Here is a 16,143-nt window from a genome sequence, read left to right on the forward strand (position 1 = left end):
TATCGGTCCATTTTTTATAAGAAGTGATCATGACCAAGCTGTCGCGATATGCCGTAAGTAATCTGTTGCAGTATCATTTTTGCTCCCCGCTATCTAACCCTAGCCTAGCCATACATCGGATCTTGCCGAATTTTAGGTAAGAAAGGTGATTTATTACCGCCCTATGGACGGGAATAAATTATTGTCCTGGATGATAACAACGCCAGTTGCGTTCTGTATGTTGGCGTGCAACAGATCCTTATCTGAACTAAAAGAGGATCCTTGTAGATTGCCCCTTTGGTCCTTAAAGAATGCCTGAACTGGAAGGTTATTATAAAAGGTTCTATTCGGATCTTTCGCTCCCTCATCATAGATAATTTCCTCGGTTTTCAAGACAGATCCATCAGCCATGGTGACAACTACATTTTTAGTAAAGATTGTTACTTTATCTTTTTCCCTTCGGACGGCGTGATCAGATGTAATACGCTGTGTTTCCTTAAGGTTTTCATCGTAGAAAATAATTTTTATGCTTTTTGGAAACTCGTAAATTTCAGTGCTATCGTGTTTGATACGCATTTCGGGTGCTGTGAGGTTGGCTTTGACCCGGGTTGAATCGCTGTAGATGATATCGACGTGCCGTGATATATCCACTGCTTCTTCTTTTTTTAAATTGGCAATCCGATCGACCTCTTTTAGATCTGGTTCACAGGCGGTCAATAAGAGCGCCCCTAGCAAAAATTGAATTACCAGGGGCGATATATGTTTAATTATGGATCGTGCAGATACTTTGCGTACCATTATCTTAGTCAAATTGATTTCTTCTAAACCAACGGTCATTTAGCGTAAAGCCAATATTGAAGTTGATATAACGTTCACGTAACAGGCCATTGGATACTTTACCCATCTGACCAAATTCTGCCGAGAAATTGATTTTGGAGAAAGCAGTTGAATAGCTGGTTCTCGCTAGCGGTAAGCCTATACCAACAGTAACAGCCATGTCGTTGATATTCTCGCCACCTTGAAAGTATTGGGTTTTGTTGTATCTAAATCCAAGACGATAGTCTACTTGATTTAAGTATTTGAGGGATGATCTATCTGGAGTCAATTGTCCGCCTACGGCTACACCGTAATTTTTACGTAATCGATTTTCACCATTCCTAACCTGAAACTTTGACCAATCTGCATATTTAAAATCTGCTCCAACTAACCAGCGACCATTTCGCGCAAGTGTTACCCCTACATTATGTTTTAATGGTAGGGTCAAATGCCTACTGACCCGATCAGACATGTAAGTTGTATCTAACGGGATATTTTGATTGTCTGGATCCGATGAGGGCGAAGTCCTGGTATCGATGATTGTTGTTCGCTCCTTTATATCATTGTTTAATGATCCTGAATACCCAAAGGTCAATGAATACTCCTTGCCTAGGGGTTGCTCGTATTGTAGACCATAATCAAAGATAATACCTTGGATTTCGCGTTTATTTTGACGTTGTGGGTTCAAAGCTCCGGAGGATACCGGAAATTCAACCCGGCTAAAGTCGTTTAATGTACCAAAGAGATAGGACATATTCGCTCCTATGCTCAATCCTTTATAGACACGCACGCCCCAACCTGCGTATGCTTTTGTTAGTCCTCCTTCACCAGTAAACACCTTATTATAAACATCTTGGTTGATTCCTTCCTGTGAGCTTGTCCGGTACCCCACGTCGGAGAACGGCAATATTCCCATACTGATACCACCAAATTTTTTCATCGGAAAAGTCATGGTAATATGACTAAAGGCAAAGTCGGCAGTATTATCAGATTTCGTTGTTGATTTAAGTTGTGTGTAATTGCCATACAGACCTGCGTCAAAGATGCTGTAGCGTGCAGCTGAATAAGACGCCGGATTACTGGGGTTGGTGTTGTAAAAGACGCCATCTAATGTACGGATAGCTGTATTGATCCCCCCCATAGCTCTGTATTGAGGTAATAAATCTTCACGGATCTGACCTATTCCTAATTGAGAATAAGGGGATGCGGATGTCGTTTTTTGGGCAAATGCGGTAGTAGAACTAGCTAAAATTCCACCTGCTAACAACAGTTGGAGTGATTTATTTCTTAGAGAGCTTATAAAGCGTTTCTGCATGGTCAACCTATAAAATTGAGAAACTAATGTTTATTTAGTTTTTAGTGAAATCTTTGAGTTTTTGACTCCTGTAATTAAATGTTCTTTGCTTTTATTCGCATACAAAACTATTCAATTTTTATGAGCTTGTTAAGCCGATTTTGTTAAAAAAGGTTAAACACTTGCTGTACAGTTTGTTAGAAAAACTGAAAGTAGATTATTGTGAAGGCGATGATGGCATATATAATCTCAAAAAACCATTTCTTTTTGGCATAGGTGAAGTAATATGCCATATAAATGGCGATTGGAGGAGCACAGAGTAAAAAATGGGCCTCAGTCAATTTCTTGTTCCAATAAAAGGAAGCCACAGCCAGACATAACATGAAAAACAACAATTGGAAGGACTTTCGGATGTGGACAATACTTTTGAAAAAATTATCTTTGAGGATCAATAGAAAAAGGATCAGCGTAAAGAGTACAGGCACCAACACCAAGTAATCGAGCAATTGAATGCGGATAGCCGTAGGAAATTTATAAGTGAACGGCAACCATATCGTGTAAAATAGCTCCATTTTGCCTACCCATAAGTAGATGACCGCAAGTATAAAATAGACTGTGGCCAAACCCAAAAGTGGTGTGATCCATTCACGCCAGTTGAAGGGTCTGAATATAAGCAGACTGATCCACAGCAGGAAGAACATGCTCAAAAAAGGAAAGTAAATGAGACTTCCTATGCCAACGATCATACCCAGATCGAACATTTCCGCTTTCACATCTGTCTGACGATACAACGAGAGCAATTTGCTCAGCATCCAGATCGAAATAAAGTTACAAATAAGCGTAGGCGACAGAACCAAAAAAGGTAAAAATAAACTGGCTAATGTCATGTACATCAGCGCAACCAAAAAACTAGGTTTTCCTAGTAAGTTGAAATGGCTTGTGATCCGATTGAGTATCGTCGCCTGAAAAATGGTCAATATGAGCGTTATAAAGACATTCGTTGCCGGAGAAAGATTAATTAAATTATTTTCACCCAATAGATTGCCAAGCGCAGGTTCAAAAATGACGGAATCTAATTTATCCGGAAGGTGCAGGAATATGCCTAGGCATAATACAAAACCTACAAGGGATAAAAATAGAATATTTATTGGTGTATAATTTCTGAACTGACTTATAATCATGGTAAGTGATAAGTATACTATTTATTCTTTTTTTCCAACTTCGTGATGCGGCGGTCAAGCAGGAAAAGGAAGAACCCCAAACCTAGAAAAATGACTAACATCACGAGAACAACCACATAGATTTTGCCTTCACTTCGCAATCCCGTTGCCATATCAACGTCATCCTGTGCAAAGGTGCTTAAAGTTGATAAAATTAATACTGCAATTGATAATGTTATTTTTTTCATCCTATTCTTTGTCTTTAATACTTGAAGTGAAGCCGATTAATTTTGATTCCATCTAAATTAATTTTTTTATCAGTGTCACTGCTATTTATGTTCTATAACCTTATGGAAGCGTTATAGTATATATATCCTGTTTTGTTATACGCGTAGGCGTTTTAAGGAGGCTGTCTATCTGTTAAATAGCTGAAATACCTACCTATTTATTTTTACGATTCTATTTCTTGCTGTTTTCTTTCCAATAGACGTACTCGATAACGAAGGGAGCAGATCCAAAAAGCGATCATGGGCCATCCGATCATTGCAGCATAAAATGTTGGGCGAAGCTCATTGCTCATTTGTAGCTGGCCAAAAGTAGCATTTCCACCGCTTCCAGGGTGAAGGGAATCTGTCATTTTCGGAAGAATATAAAGCAAAACGATAATGATCGGAAACGCAAAAATGTTGTAAACAGCAGAGATTTTAGCTCGTTTTTGCTCTTCCTCGAGCGCATTACGCAATACGAGGTAGGCCAGGTACATTAAAGTGGCTATCGCTGAACCATTTAGTTTCGGGTCATTAGGCCATGGCTCGCCCCATGTGATATTGGCCCACAACATTCCCGTTGCCAAGCCAAAAAAACAAAAGGTAATACCTGTATTAACAGCTTCTATAGCCATTAAATCGTATTCTTGTTTTCCTGTATTGAGGTATTTGATACTATAAATAACAGAAATCAGATACATCACGATCATTGCAGACCACATCGGGACGTGGAAATAGACGTTTCGGATGCTTTCGTGAAGGATAAATAGGCGGGGGACAGGGCCCAAAAGACCGTTGATAATGACTGCACAAATTATGGTGACAGCTAATATTTTCCACCATTTTTTTCTCATGGTAAATTGAATTTAATTTGTTTTCAATTCTAAATTTAATCTCGCCAAAGGTACGGAAATAACAATAAAGAAATAGTGATCGTGATTACATTAATTGCAAGTAATACAATTATTTCTTTCGAACTGGCGGCCCTTTCTAGGCCTTCTATTGCGTTGCGGGAGAGCTTAATCAATACGATAAGCAGGGGGATAATAGCCGGAAAACTTAAAATGGCCATTAGTGTACTATTATTCCCGGCCTTGGAGCTGATGCCAGAAATCATGGTAAATACACTGGCAAAACTGATACTGCCTAAAATAACTGAAATAAAATATAATATGGGATCCCCGAGGGGATTTTTGAATATGGTAGAATAAACGAAATATGCTATAGTGGCCAAGATGGTCATCAATAACATATTGTAAATGACTTTGGCGAGGATAATTGCCCGGGGATCGACTAAAGCGTAGTAGTAGAGTTGCCGGTTGGGGTTTTCTTGAACAAAACTCTTGTTAATGGCATTAATGGATGCAAATAATAGGATAATCCAAAACAATGCATTCCAAACTGTGGTATCTACTGATTTGAATGCTTGATAACAAACAAATACAGTAGATACGACATATAGTAGGATTCCGTTTATGGCGTATTTTGACCGCCATTCCAGAATGATGTCTTTAAGAATTAAGGTTTTTACCTGTTGCAGTAAAGTCATATTCCGCAAAGATACAAATGTATTTTAACCACAGAAGGAGGCCAAACCATCAATTCTTAAAAAAATGCTTTTTTTACTTATGTATTAGAAATTTTTGATTTAGCCGCATCGGTAGTGTCGTCGATTTTGCTGGCTAAATTTTGCGCTGCGTTGTTTGCGTGGTCTAATGCTTCTCTACCAGCCTCTTTTGCTTTGTTTTTCAATGCATCGGCATCATCGGTAGCTTTGCTGAAAGCAGTTTGCGCTTTTGATTTTAAGTTATCCAGCTCAGCGGATGCTCTATTCGCTAATTTTTGTGCTTTTCTAGCTTCTTTTTTCGAAAGATCTTTCAATGACTTAGTTAAGCTTTTGATGCCATCATTTGCACGATCTAATTGTTTTTTCCCGTCATCGGTTCCTAAAAGATACCATGCAGCAGCTCCCGCAGCCAATCCTACCAAAGCAAATGCCACTAATCCATTTTTGCTATTTTTCATAATTCTTCTATTTTATTGTGTATTCAAATGATAATCAAGTATAATACCAAATGAACAATCACTAGCACAATTTGTTTAAAAAGAATCAATAATTAACAAAATTTTACAAATCTACCTTTTGCTGTTTGGATTGCAAGGTATAGAGGTGGCGGTACAGTCCGGTTTCTTTCTGTAATAATTCGAAATGTGTTCCGCTTTCCGAGACAACACCATTTTCGACCACGATAATTTTATCGGCATCAACAATCGTCGATAGACGGTGGGCAATGATAACGGATGTACGGCCACGCATTAATTCTTCCAAAGCGTCTTGAACCTGACGCTCCGACTCTGAATCCAATGAAGATGTCGCTTCGTCTAGAATAAGTATAGCCGGATCTTTGAGTAAAGCTCGGGCAATGGCGATTCGTTGACGTTGCCCGCCGGATAGTTTTACGCCCCTTTCACCGACCACGGTATCATATCCTTCCGGAAAATTCAATATAAATTGATGTGCATTGGCCCGTGTGGCGGCTTCAGTTATTTCATTTTCCGTGGCATCTAACTTGCCATAAGCGATATTTTCGCGAATCGTTCCGCCAAATAGCAAAACGTCCTGCGGTACGATCGCTACCTGGTTTCGTATATCGCAGAGGTCGAAGTCTGTGGCCGGCTTGCCATCGTAAAGTACTTCTCCCTTATTGCTGGTATAAAACTGAAGTATTAAAGAAGCAATGGTTGATTTTCCGGTGCCGCTCGGGCCGACGATAGCGATTTTATCGCCAGCATTGGCTGTAAAATTAATGTCTTTTAGAATGTCAATATCTGGACGACTAGGGTACGAAAATGCCACATGATCAAAACGGAGATCTCCGCTCATTTTCTTGCTGATATCTTTGCAGCTCGGTTCAACCTTGATGTCTTCCTGTGGTTCATCAAGAATTTCCAGGATCCTTTCGCTGGCGCCAAGTGAGCGCTGTATGTTTGCGTATAATTCAGGGAAACTACCCATAGACCCGGCGACAAACATCGAATATAGGATATATGTCGTTAGATCACCAACAGACATCTCATGGATAGAGACTAAAGCTGCCCCATACCAAATAACGGCGATAACAGCACCGAAAATACAGAATATGATAAATGAAGCGAAGGCTCCACGAAATGTTGCTCCCTTGACCGCTAATTTGACAACAGAGTCCATCTGATTGCTGTAACGATTGAATTCAAAGTATTCGTTTACAAAAGCTTTGACATTGCTAATGCCCAATAAAGTTTCTTGAACTATGCTATTTGATTCCGCCATCTTATCCTGCGCCTGTCTGGATAATTCACGGATAAATTTACCGAAGACAATTGCGGCAACCACGATGACAGGCAATATGCAGAGATTCATTAAGGCTAATTTAGGCGATACCCAGACGAGCAGAAATACACCAAAGCAAAGGCTGATCAATTGTCTTAAAATTTCAGCTAATGTGGTGGTCAAGGTATCTTGGATCTGAGATAAATCGGCAGAAAGTCTGCTATTTAATTCTCCCACGCGACGATTGGCAAAAAATTCAATCGGCAAGGAGATCAGCTTATGATAGGTATCCTTACGGATTTTTGCCAAGGCGCGTTCAGCAATCTCAACAAAGATACGAATACGAAAAAAAGAAACGACCGAGGTGAACGATAGAATAATAAAGGCTATTCCACCAATATAATAAACTTCAGGCGTCAGCCAGGCGTACGTTTGCTTTCCCTGAGCAGCATCAATCATCGCACCCAACAGTGCGGGAAAAGCCAGCATGGAAAGGCTGGATAATACCAAAAATAACATTCCGATTCCAAACTTAACCCGATAAGGCCTTAGATAGGTCATTATTTTCGAAGCCCGTAATAGGAGCTCCTTATTTAACTTTGGTTTTGGTAGATCTTCTTCTTGTTTATTACCACTATTGAAACCTCTTGCCATAATCCGCTACTTCAATGTTTTGTTGCGAGGACAAATGTAAAGAGATTAAAAATATTTTGCTATCATACTTTGGTCAATTTTTGGCTTTTGACTGGTTTTAACCAACTAAAGTTGTCATTTGACCAACTTTTGGAATGCAAGTCACCGCTGTACACACTAAAGTAACAGGTGCTAGTCCGTATTTTTAGGAATAGGGACTGGTTTTTGTGTACGGCTACGATACAATAAGACCGCTAGCACAATGATGACGAGCAGAGCAAGGTAAAGCCATACATTGCCGGACAGTCCGTTTCCCGTTGATTTGTCCAATTGTGTTCTAAGTCTTTCATTTTCAAGCTGAAGTTTATTGATTGTGCCCATATAGGCCGAGATCTGCTTATCGTATTCAGTGGCCATCTGCCGGAACTTGTCTTTTTCGAAATCTTTGATTTTGAGCAGCTGCTGGGTTTCCAGGAAGATGTTATTATCCGTGATCACGACATCCTTGAGGATATCGATACTTTTTTGCATATCGCCCTTGGATTTAAACAGTCCAAATAGTCCTGTTTTCTGGGTGAGGCTTGTGTCGTAGGCACCAAACTTCTGCTGTCTTGCCTCAAGAAGGCTATTGACACGTTTACGCTGTACTTCAAATGCACTGGAATCCGCATTTTCCTGGGCCATCAAATACCCCAGGTTAAAAAATAGAAGAAAAGATAATAGCGTGTATGTTAAAAACTTCATAAGCAATGAACCAATCAATCTAATATTAAGTTTGCTTAAAATTGCTTTGATTTGTTGGCACCCGTTGCACTGATAAAGTCCGATAAATTACCTGTGTGACTGTTGCAGGTCGAATCCCTACTTGGGAGTGGAGACAAACAAATCAACAATTTCTAGAAATGAATTTATGAAATTAATCTTTAAATTCGATACGAATGACATTGGAATCATCATCGTGTAGTCCCAAAAGTTGGCTCGCATTACCCTTATTAATGGCAATTTCTAAATAATTACTGATGCCAAAGAGACATAATTTTTCGCCCTCACCCACCTCATTGTAGTGCCAGGAAAGGTTGGTGATGGTTTCGTTGCGTTTGAAGTACAAGATGAAATTTCGCCCTTTTTGGACTTTGTTAAATAGATCTTTTGAAATGTTGGTAATGGCATTGCCAAAAGCATCAACGTAAATGACATTGCCTCGGATCATATCCTTATCAAAGATCGGCTGTAACGTAACTTTTTCGATCAGTTGATGCATGGGGGTACCTACATCTTTCAGTTTGCCACCTTTTGCAATATGGCAGGCTGATTTGGATAGGATGTCTGCAAGGGGGAAATGGAGGTATCGCAGATCCTGCATCAAATTGAGCTCGTACAATTCCTGCGGTTCATTCCCATTCAACAATAAGCTGAAAATACCATTGTCTGCACCTACAAAATAATGATCCTTGTATTTCATGCCAATGTATTTGGATTCCTCATGAAACAAGGTGTTGATACCAATGATATGTACCGTCCCTTTGGGGAAATAATGATAGGCATTACCAAGAACGAAGGCTGCGCGCGGAATGTTGAATGCTGGAATTTCGTGGGTGATATCGACAATATTAACATCAGACAACTGCGTTAAAAGGCTCCCTTTTAGCGCAGCTTGATAAAAATCTTTATGTCCTAGATCTGTCGTTAACGTAATTACTGCCATTATAACCTAAAATAGACCGAATTGCTGTCGAATTCCCTTTTTGAATGAATAGAATAGATCTTCTGTTGTTTACTTGCTCTGTTGTTGAAAAATCTATTTAAATAGAGAGCAAAATTACTATTTATCAGCTGATTTGTAAAGCTAATTGAAGAACTTATTTTGAATATATCTTTTTTCGATTGATATACACAAACATAGCTTTGTCTTCTGTTGTAAAGAATCGATTTGTGCAGCCTGCAGATCTACTTTTAAGAGCAAGACGCTAGTATGAAATGCAAAAAAAATAATTTGGTTTTCTTTTTGCAAAAATCTCTGCAGGATGGCATATTTTCTCATTAGAATACGTTAATTTTGAATAGTATTACGCATAGGAGTTATTGCGTAATAGCTACAATCTAATTAATTCTAAAATAGGATAAAATTTGAACGAATTACTAATTGCATTAGATGGTCTGAATTTGCCCATATTATGGGGAGCAGACAATGAGCACTTTGATTATTTGAAGAAACAATTCCCAAAACTGCGGATTGTAGCTCGTGGAAGTGAAATGAAAGTGTTGGGAGATGCGAAGGAATTGGAACTATTTGAGCAATCGTTTAAGGAAGTCATGGCTCATCTAGAGAAATTCAACAACATTACCTTGTTGGATTTTGAAAATCTCCTAGGGGCTAGCGCAGGCTCAGCCGCGCAGCAGGAAAAGGAGATTGCGGCTAAGCAAGCAGCATTTGGTTCTGAACCCATTGTTTACGGACCTAATGGTGTGATTGTTCGGGCACGAACAGCCAACCAACGACGAATGGTTGATAGTATTTCGAAAAATGACATCTTATTTGCCATTGGTCCAGCAGGGACGGGAAAGACATACACTGCTGTCGCACTTGCTGTCAGGGCACTTCGCAATAAGGAAATCAAACGGATTATTTTGACAAGACCAGCGGTAGAGGCTGGAGAAAATCTCGGTTTTTTGCCCGGTGACCTGAAAGAAAAGGTAGATCCCTATTTGAGGCCACTTTACGATGCGCTAGATGATATGATCCCGGCAGAGAAATTAAAAGGATATTTAGAAAATCGTACCATCGAGGTTGCACCATTAGCATTTATGCGGGGCCGTACACTTGATAACTGTTTTGTCATTTTGGATGAAGCTCAAAATGCAACGGATATGCAGTTAAAGATGTTTTTGACCCGTATGGGGCCTACCGCAAAATTTATTGTCACCGGAGATATGACCCAGGTGGATCTTCCCAAAAAGAATCAGTCTGGACTTTCAACATCGATCCGTTTGCTGGAAGATATTGAAGGTATCGATATTATCCACCTAAGCGGTGGCGATGTGGTGCGTCATAAATTGGTACGACGTATTTTGGAAGCGTACGGCGATATTTAAATTCTTCGTCGTGCCACGGACCGTTGAAATACCCATGATCGCAAAGGAATGATACTGATGTCAATCTGGATATTCGCTATAGCCTAAAAAAGGTACAATATCTGTACTTATCTATGCTGTCCAGTATAGGCGTAAACGAATAGTTAAGTGAATGGATTCATTGAGATGGATGAAAGCCAACATTGATTATTTAATTATATAATATTTGAATTTTACTTTGAACATGAACGCTATAAAAGAAACAAATTTCAATTTCGAGAATCAAACTGCTTTTTACAGAGGAAAAGTACGTGACGTGTATACGATTGCCGACACCTATCTGGCGATGGTAGCCTCTGACCGTATTTCGGCATTTGATGTGGTACTCCCTCGACCTATTCCCTACAAAGGACAGGTATTGAATCAAATTGCAGCTAAATTTTTAAAAGCGACAGCTGATATTATTCCAAATTGGGTCGTATCAGTACCAGATCCCAGTGTGACGATAGGTCAAATGTGTGAACCGTTTAAAGTAGAAATGGTTATCCGTGGGTATCTGTCCGGACATGCTTGGCGTGAGTATGCTGCGGGTAAACGTGAGGTTTGTGGAGAGTCTCTCCCTGAAGGATTGAGGGAGAATGATAAATTGCCTGAGCCAATTATTACACCAACGACCAAAGCCGCCGTAGGTCATGATGAGGATATTTCACGTGCAGATATTCTGAAAAAAGGTATTGTGAGTGAAGAAGATTACGTGCAACTGGAGAGGTACACCAAAGCTTTATTTCAACGCGGAACCGAAATTGCAGCACAAAGAGGGTTGATTTTGGTGGATACCAAATATGAATTTGGTAAAAAAGATGGTAAAATAGTGTTGATCGATGAGATTCATACACCAGATTCTTCCCGTTATTTCTATGCGGATGGATACCAAGAACGCCAAGAAAACGGTGAAGCTCAAAAGCAATTGTCAAAGGAGTTTGTTCGAAAATGGCTGATTGATAATGGTTTTCAAGGTAAGGATGGGCAGGTTGTGCCTGAGATGACAGATGAAATCATTGCCTCAATTTCCGAACGCTACATTGAGCTATATGAGCATATCGTGGGTGAAAAATTTGTTTACCCCGATCAAGAGAATGTCTTGGAACGTGTGGAAAGAAATGTGACAAAGGCCTTAAAAGAGCTAAATTATTAGTACATTGTATCCTCAAACTAAGGAGATAGACTTATGAAGTATACTATTGATAAACACGATCGCTATATTGTCATAGAGCCTCATGTCGAAGTGATAGATGCGGAGAATGCAGCTAAACTTAAAGGGGAGTTTTTGTTGCGCAATACAATTGGTCAACGTAATATCGTACTGGATATGGTTCATGTCCAGAAGACGGATGAAGTTGGTATACGTCTAGGTATACTGGCGCACCGTTTATGTCAATCTGTTGGCGGGGTATTTATTTTGGTCAATCTTTGCCCTAAATTAATGGATATGGTCCGTGTATCACATTTGGATAAATCGTTAAAAATTGCGCCATCGCTGAAGGTTGCTGAAGATTTGATCTTTGCACACGAATTGGAATCTGAATACCGCGGGACAATCGAGGATTAATATGAAGTTTGAAGTTCTAATATTAGGAAATAGTTCGGCGACACCAATGTTTGATCGGCATCCGACTAGCCAAGTGTTGAACTTTAATGAACAATTGTTTTTAATAGACTGCGGTGAGGGCACACAAATGCAGTTGAGCCGATACGGAATTAAAAGCAATCGCATTGCACATATTTTTATTAGCCACTTACATGGAGATCACTATTTAGGATTGGTGGGGCTGCTCTCTTCGATGCACCTCGTTGGCCGCAAAAGTGATCTTCATTTGTATGGACCGGCTGCCTTGAAGGAGATTTTGGATATCCAATTTCTGCATTCTGAAACGATCTTACGCTATAATCTTATTTTTCATCCAATATCACCCGAAGAGCCCGGTGTTATCTTTGAAAATCGGACCTTAAAAATAAGCACTTTCCCTTTAATACATCGTATAGCCTGCACTGGTTTTCGTTTTGATGAGGGACCAAGGGCCCGGACCCTGCTTGGCGATGTAGTCCAAGCGTTAAATATTCCCACGGTATATTACCCTGCCATTAAGAAAGGGCTTGATTATGTCGACGAAAAAGGGACTGTTTATCCGGCAGATCAATTGAGCTTACCTGCTCCCAAGTCTAGAAGCTACGTGTATTGTTCAGATACAGTGCGCACGGGCGATTATTTGTCCTATATTCAGCATGCTGATCTCCTATACCATGAATCTACATTTTTGCATGATATGGTAGACCGGGCAAAGGAAACCTTTCATACAACAACCTTGGAGGCGGGGGAAATCGCAAAAGAAACCCATGCAAAGAAATTATTGCTAGGCCATTACTCTGCTCGGTACCGTGACCTGGGGCCGCTATTGGAAGAAGCCCGAACGGTATTCCCAAATACCGAACTATCGGTTGAAGGTAAGTGGTTTTCAGTGTAGTTTTTATTGCGCTTCTTGTTGACATCACCTTTTAATCGATCCTTTTTTGCTCAACGGGAAAAGGATAATTTGTACACAACCATATCTACCGGTCAGGGACAGTCTTCTGCGAATAAATTGCTTATTATATTGCATTTGATAAACAATTTATCTAAGTTTACGGCTCTAATTTTTTTATAATGGATAATCCATTCAACTTAAACAACCTATTACGGGAAAATATCAAGAAGCTCGTACCGTATTCGTCCGCAAGAGATGAATTTAAAGGGGATGCATCTATATTGATTGATGCCAATGAAAATCCTTTTGGATCCCCACTAAACCATGATTACAACCGATATCCAGACCCACTCCAACATCAAGTCAAAGCAAAACTTTCAACAATAAAAGGTGTTCCATCTGAAAATATTTTTTTGGGCAATGGAAGTGATGAGGCTATTGATATTTTGTACCGCGCATTTTGTACACCCGGCGTGGACAATGTTATCCTCGTTCCGCCGACCTATGGCATGTACGAAGTGTCCGCAAATATCAACGATGTAGCGCTCAGGAAAGTAAACCTTACCACAGACTATCAATTGGATTTGGATGGAATCGCGAATGCCATAGATGCCCATACTAAGTTAATTTTTATCTGTTCGCCCAATAATCCCACTGGAAATTCTATCCGACGTCAGGATATAGAAACGATATTGAATAATTTTCAGGGACTAGTTGTGGTTGATGAAGCTTATATCAATTTTTCAGCTGTGAAATCATTTACGCAGGAATTGGCTGAATATCCTAACTTAGTGGTCTTACAAACTTTATCCAAAGCCTGGGGACTTGCTGCGTTGCGATTGGGCATGGCATTTGCAAGTAAAGAGATTATAGCGGTTTATAATAAAATTAAACCCCCTTATAACATTAATCAAGCAACACAGGATATTGTGTTGGAGGCGTTGAATAATGTGGATCAAGTCAACGACTGGATCAAAGAGACGGTAGCAGAACGTGATAAACTTGTACGCCAACTCCTTGAACTGGATTACGTGCAACATATCACACCTTCCGATGCCAATTTTATTTTGGTCAAGATGGAGCAACCCAGACAAGTGTACGACTACTTGGTTCAATATGGAATCATTGTCCGAGATCGGTCTAAAGTAGAACTCTGTGAGGGCTGTTTGCGGATTACAGTTGGAACGCCTGCGGAGAATCAAATATTATTAGAAAAACTTAATCAAATCAATAAATAATACTATGCCTGATAACTTAAAACGTGTACTGTTTATAGACCGTGACGGAACGTTAATTTTGGAGCCGGAAGATGAGCAGATCGATTCTTTCGCAAAATTAAAATTCTATCCGGGTGCCTTGCAGTACCTGCCACGTATCGCGAAGGAGCTGGATTTCGAATTGATCTTGGTTTCTAACCAAGATGGCCTGGGGACATCTTCCCATCCGGAAGAAAACTTCTGGCCCGTCCATCATTTTGTGATTGATACGTTTGCAGCAGAGGGTGTAGTATTTGCCAAAGAACATATAGATAAAACTTTTCCACACGAAAATGCCGATACACGTAAACCCGGTATTGGTATGCTCGGTGAATATTTCGATCCGTCAAAATATAATTTAAGTGAATCGTTCGTTATTGGTGACCGTGTCAATGATGTGAGGCTCGCGCAAAATCTTGGTGCCAAGGCAATATGGCTGCGTGCCAATGATCAATTGGGTGTGTTGGAGAACGTCGACATTGACCCGAAAGTGGTGGCTTTGGAAACAACAGACTGGAAAACAGTATACGAATTTCTTAAGCTTGGCACGCGTACTGCCGAACATCATCGTAAGACAAATGAAACTGATATTTTTATTCAGTTGAACTTGGATGGCTCCGGGAAATCAGAAATTGAAACTGGACTGCCATTCTTTGACCACATGTTGGATCAATTAGCGAGACATGGCGCGCTGGATTTAACGATAAAAGCAAAGGGAGATCTTCATATTGATGAACACCATACCATCGAAGATACAGGGATTGCCCTAGGCGAGGTGTTTTTGAAGGCTTTGGGCGACAAACGTGGCATTGAACGCTACTCGTACACCCTGCCGATGGATGATTGTTTGGCACAGGTTGCACTGGATTTTGGCGGACGCAATTGGATCGTATGGGATGCGGAATTTAAACGGGAGAAAATAGGTGATATGCCAACAGAAATGTTTTTCCATTTCTTTAAATCCTTTTCTGATGCCGCTAAATCAAATCTAAATATCAAAGCCGAAGGGGATAATGAGCATCACAAGATCGAAGCAATTTTTAAAGCTTTTGCCAAATCAATTAAGAAAGCGGTACGTCGGGATGCGGATCATATGCAATTACCAAGTACAAAGGGAGTTTTGTAGTTTTGTTTAATTAAAAACGAGAATCAATGGGTAAAGACTAAGGATGACCGCGTAAGCTTGTGGCTCCAAAGTCTTAATACTCAAGTCTCAATACTCAAATCTCAAAAATGATAGGAATTATTAATTATGGCGCTGGAAATATCTTTTCCTTAACTGCTGCGCTAGAGCGGGTGGGGCTGTCCTATGGTATGATTAATACGGCGGAGGAGATTGATCTTTACGATCGTATTATCATTCCAGGCGTAGGCCATGCCGGAGCAGCCATGAATAAATTGCGTGAGTCAGGGTTAGTACCTTATATTAAAGAACTCCGTAAACCTGTTCTAGGTATCTGTGTCGGCATGCAATTGTTGACGGATTATTCTGAGGAAGGGGAGGCCGAGATGCTGAAGTTGTTCCCGCTGAAAACGTTACATTTTGAGGCTGGAGTAGCGGGAAAAGTGCCTCATATGGGTTGGAATAGCGTTTCAATACAGGCAAATAATCCTTTATTTGCGAATATAGAAGATCAGAGCTACTTTTATTTTGTCCATTCGTATTATATCGAATACGACACAGCATTCACTGCTGCTAAATGTGATTACGGATTACCATTTTCAGCAGCAATTTCCAAAGATAATTTCTTTGGCGTACAATTTCACCCGGAGAAGTCGGGAAAGGCAGGTGAGCAGTTGTTGCTCAATTTTTCAACAATTCAATTAGACTAAAA

17 protein-coding genes are annotated in these 16,143 nt (G+C 40.1%); 7 read left to right on the plus strand and 10 right to left on the minus strand.

Annotation, left to right across the window (positions count from 1 at the left end; all coding sequences use genetic code 11):
* Positions 1–153: 153 nt before the first annotated feature.
* The 10 genes from lptC to HPC41_RS08625 all read right to left on the minus strand — a co-directional run bounded on the left by lptC (position 154) and on the right by HPC41_RS08625 (position 9,163).
* Entirely contained in the window at positions 154–777 is a 624-nt protein-coding gene (lptC, locus tag HPC41_RS08580; RefSeq protein WP_172393624.1) for an LPS export ABC transporter periplasmic protein LptC, read from the minus strand.
* Between the two features lie 4 nt (positions 778–781).
* The gene (gene bamG, locus HPC41_RS08585; protein ID WP_172393625.1) at positions 782–2,110 is read right to left on the minus strand and encodes a BamG family beta-barrel-assembly machinery protein; all 1,329 of its coding nucleotides are present in this window, start codon (positions 2,108–2,110) and stop codon (positions 782–784) included.
* A 176-nt stretch (positions 2,111–2,286) separates the two neighbouring features.
* Complete coding sequence (locus HPC41_RS08590; RefSeq protein WP_172393626.1) at positions 2,287–3,270, minus strand: DUF6427 family protein; 984 nt, start codon at positions 3,268–3,270, stop codon at positions 2,287–2,289.
* A gap of 17 nt (positions 3,271–3,287) precedes the next feature.
* The gene (locus HPC41_RS08595; protein ID WP_172393627.1) at positions 3,288–3,497 is read right to left on the minus strand and encodes a CcmD family protein; all 210 of its coding nucleotides are present in this window, start codon (positions 3,495–3,497) and stop codon (positions 3,288–3,290) included.
* 203 nt (positions 3,498–3,700) lie between these two features.
* Positions 3,701–4,369, minus strand: a complete 669-nt coding sequence (gene ccsA / locus HPC41_RS08600) for a cytochrome c biogenesis protein (RefSeq protein WP_172393628.1) — start codon at positions 4,367–4,369, stop codon at positions 3,701–3,703.
* 35 nt (positions 4,370–4,404) lie between these two features.
* Complete coding sequence (locus tag HPC41_RS08605; protein ID WP_172393629.1) at positions 4,405–5,064, minus strand: heme exporter protein CcmB; 660 nt, start codon at positions 5,062–5,064, stop codon at positions 4,405–4,407.
* Positions 5,065–5,141: 77 nt separating this feature from the next.
* A complete protein-coding gene (locus HPC41_RS08610; RefSeq protein ID WP_172393630.1) occupies positions 5,142–5,540 on the minus strand; it encodes a hypothetical protein in 399 nt (132 codons plus the stop codon).
* 103 nt (positions 5,541–5,643) lie between these two features.
* Positions 5,644–7,479 (minus strand): ABC transporter ATP-binding protein, encoded by a 1,836-nt coding sequence (locus HPC41_RS08615; RefSeq protein ID WP_172393631.1) that lies wholly within the window; start codon positions 7,477–7,479, stop codon positions 5,644–5,646.
* A 171-nt stretch (positions 7,480–7,650) separates the two neighbouring features.
* Complete coding sequence (locus HPC41_RS08620) at positions 7,651–8,202, minus strand: hypothetical protein (RefSeq protein ID WP_172393632.1); 552 nt, start codon at positions 8,200–8,202, stop codon at positions 7,651–7,653.
* A 172-nt stretch (positions 8,203–8,374) separates the two neighbouring features.
* Entirely contained in the window at positions 8,375–9,163 is a 789-nt protein-coding gene (locus HPC41_RS08625; RefSeq protein ID WP_104385071.1) for an SAM hydrolase/SAM-dependent halogenase family protein, read from the minus strand.
* A gap of 422 nt (positions 9,164–9,585) precedes the next feature.
* Between HPC41_RS08625 and HPC41_RS08630 the strand changes: the two genes are divergently transcribed.
* From HPC41_RS08630 to hisH, 7 genes are all read left to right on the plus strand, one after another.
* A complete protein-coding gene (locus HPC41_RS08630) occupies positions 9,586–10,551 on the plus strand; it encodes a PhoH family protein (RefSeq protein ID WP_172393633.1) in 966 nt (321 codons plus the stop codon).
* A gap of 223 nt (positions 10,552–10,774) precedes the next feature.
* Positions 10,775–11,725: a phosphoribosylaminoimidazolesuccinocarboxamide synthase gene (locus tag HPC41_RS08635; protein WP_172393634.1), complete on the plus strand. Its 951-nt coding sequence runs from the start codon at positions 10,775–10,777 to the stop codon at positions 11,723–11,725.
* 33 nt (positions 11,726–11,758) lie between these two features.
* Positions 11,759–12,139 (plus strand): STAS domain-containing protein, encoded by a 381-nt coding sequence (locus tag HPC41_RS08640; protein WP_172393635.1) that lies wholly within the window; start codon positions 11,759–11,761, stop codon positions 12,137–12,139.
* Position 12,140: 1 nt separating this feature from the next.
* Positions 12,141–13,052: a ribonuclease Z gene (locus HPC41_RS08645; RefSeq protein WP_172393636.1), complete on the plus strand. Its 912-nt coding sequence runs from the start codon at positions 12,141–12,143 to the stop codon at positions 13,050–13,052.
* 179 nt (positions 13,053–13,231) lie between these two features.
* Positions 13,232–14,290 (plus strand): histidinol-phosphate transaminase, encoded by a 1,059-nt coding sequence (gene hisC / locus HPC41_RS08650; protein ID WP_172393637.1) that lies wholly within the window; start codon positions 13,232–13,234, stop codon positions 14,288–14,290.
* Positions 14,291–14,294: 4 nt separating this feature from the next.
* Entirely contained in the window at positions 14,295–15,434 is a 1,140-nt protein-coding gene (gene hisB, locus HPC41_RS08655; protein ID WP_172393638.1) for a bifunctional histidinol-phosphatase/imidazoleglycerol-phosphate dehydratase HisB, read from the plus strand.
* A 107-nt stretch (positions 15,435–15,541) separates the two neighbouring features.
* The gene (hisH, locus tag HPC41_RS08660; RefSeq protein WP_172393639.1) at positions 15,542–16,141 is read left to right on the plus strand and encodes an imidazole glycerol phosphate synthase subunit HisH; all 600 of its coding nucleotides are present in this window, start codon (positions 15,542–15,544) and stop codon (positions 16,139–16,141) included.
* Positions 16,142–16,143 lie beyond the last annotated feature (2 nt).

It is taken from the genome of Sphingobacterium prati (genome assembly GCF_013167215.1).
GTDB lineage: Bacteria > Bacteroidota > Bacteroidia > Sphingobacteriales > Sphingobacteriaceae > Sphingobacterium > Sphingobacterium prati.

Bases quoted from the DNA above. Each gene is read 5' to 3' on its own strand.
- lptC (WP_172393624.1), bottom strand. From the start codon at position 777: ATGGTACGCAAAGTATCTGCACGATCCATAATTAAACATATATCGCCC.
- bamG (WP_172393625.1), bottom strand. From the start codon at position 2,110: ATGCAGAAACGCTTTATAAGCTCTCTAAGAAATAAATCACTCCAACTG.
- HPC41_RS08590 (WP_172393626.1), bottom strand. From the start codon at position 3,270: ATGATTATAAGTCAGTTCAGAAATTATACACCAATAAATATTCTATTT.
- HPC41_RS08595 (WP_172393627.1), bottom strand. From the start codon at position 3,497: ATGAAAAAAATAACATTATCAATTGCAGTATTAATTTTATCAACTTTA.
- ccsA (WP_172393628.1), bottom strand. From the start codon at position 4,369: ATGAGAAAAAAATGGTGGAAAATATTAGCTGTCACCATAATTTGTGCA.
- HPC41_RS08605 (WP_172393629.1), bottom strand. From the start codon at position 5,064: ATGACTTTACTGCAACAGGTAAAAACCTTAATTCTTAAAGACATCATT.
- HPC41_RS08610 (WP_172393630.1), bottom strand. From the start codon at position 5,540: ATGAAAAATAGCAAAAATGGATTAGTGGCATTTGCTTTGGTAGGATTG.
- HPC41_RS08615 (WP_172393631.1), bottom strand. From the start codon at position 7,479: ATGGCAAGAGGTTTCAATAGTGGTAATAAACAAGAAGAAGATCTACCA.
- HPC41_RS08620 (WP_172393632.1), bottom strand. From the start codon at position 8,202: ATGAAGTTTTTAACATACACGCTATTATCTTTTCTTCTATTTTTTAAC.
- HPC41_RS08625 (WP_104385071.1), bottom strand. From the start codon at position 9,163: ATGGCAGTAATTACGTTAACGACAGATCTAGGACATAAAGATTTTTAT.
- HPC41_RS08635 (WP_172393634.1), top strand. From the start codon at position 10,775: ATGAACGCTATAAAAGAAACAAATTTCAATTTCGAGAATCAAACTGCT.
- HPC41_RS08640 (WP_172393635.1), top strand. From the start codon at position 11,759: ATGAAGTATACTATTGATAAACACGATCGCTATATTGTCATAGAGCCT.
- HPC41_RS08645 (WP_172393636.1), top strand. From the start codon at position 12,141: ATGAAGTTTGAAGTTCTAATATTAGGAAATAGTTCGGCGACACCAATG.
- hisC (WP_172393637.1), top strand. From the start codon at position 13,232: ATGGATAATCCATTCAACTTAAACAACCTATTACGGGAAAATATCAAG.
- hisB (WP_172393638.1), top strand. From the start codon at position 14,295: ATGCCTGATAACTTAAAACGTGTACTGTTTATAGACCGTGACGGAACG.
- hisH (WP_172393639.1), top strand. From the start codon at position 15,542: ATGATAGGAATTATTAATTATGGCGCTGGAAATATCTTTTCCTTAACT.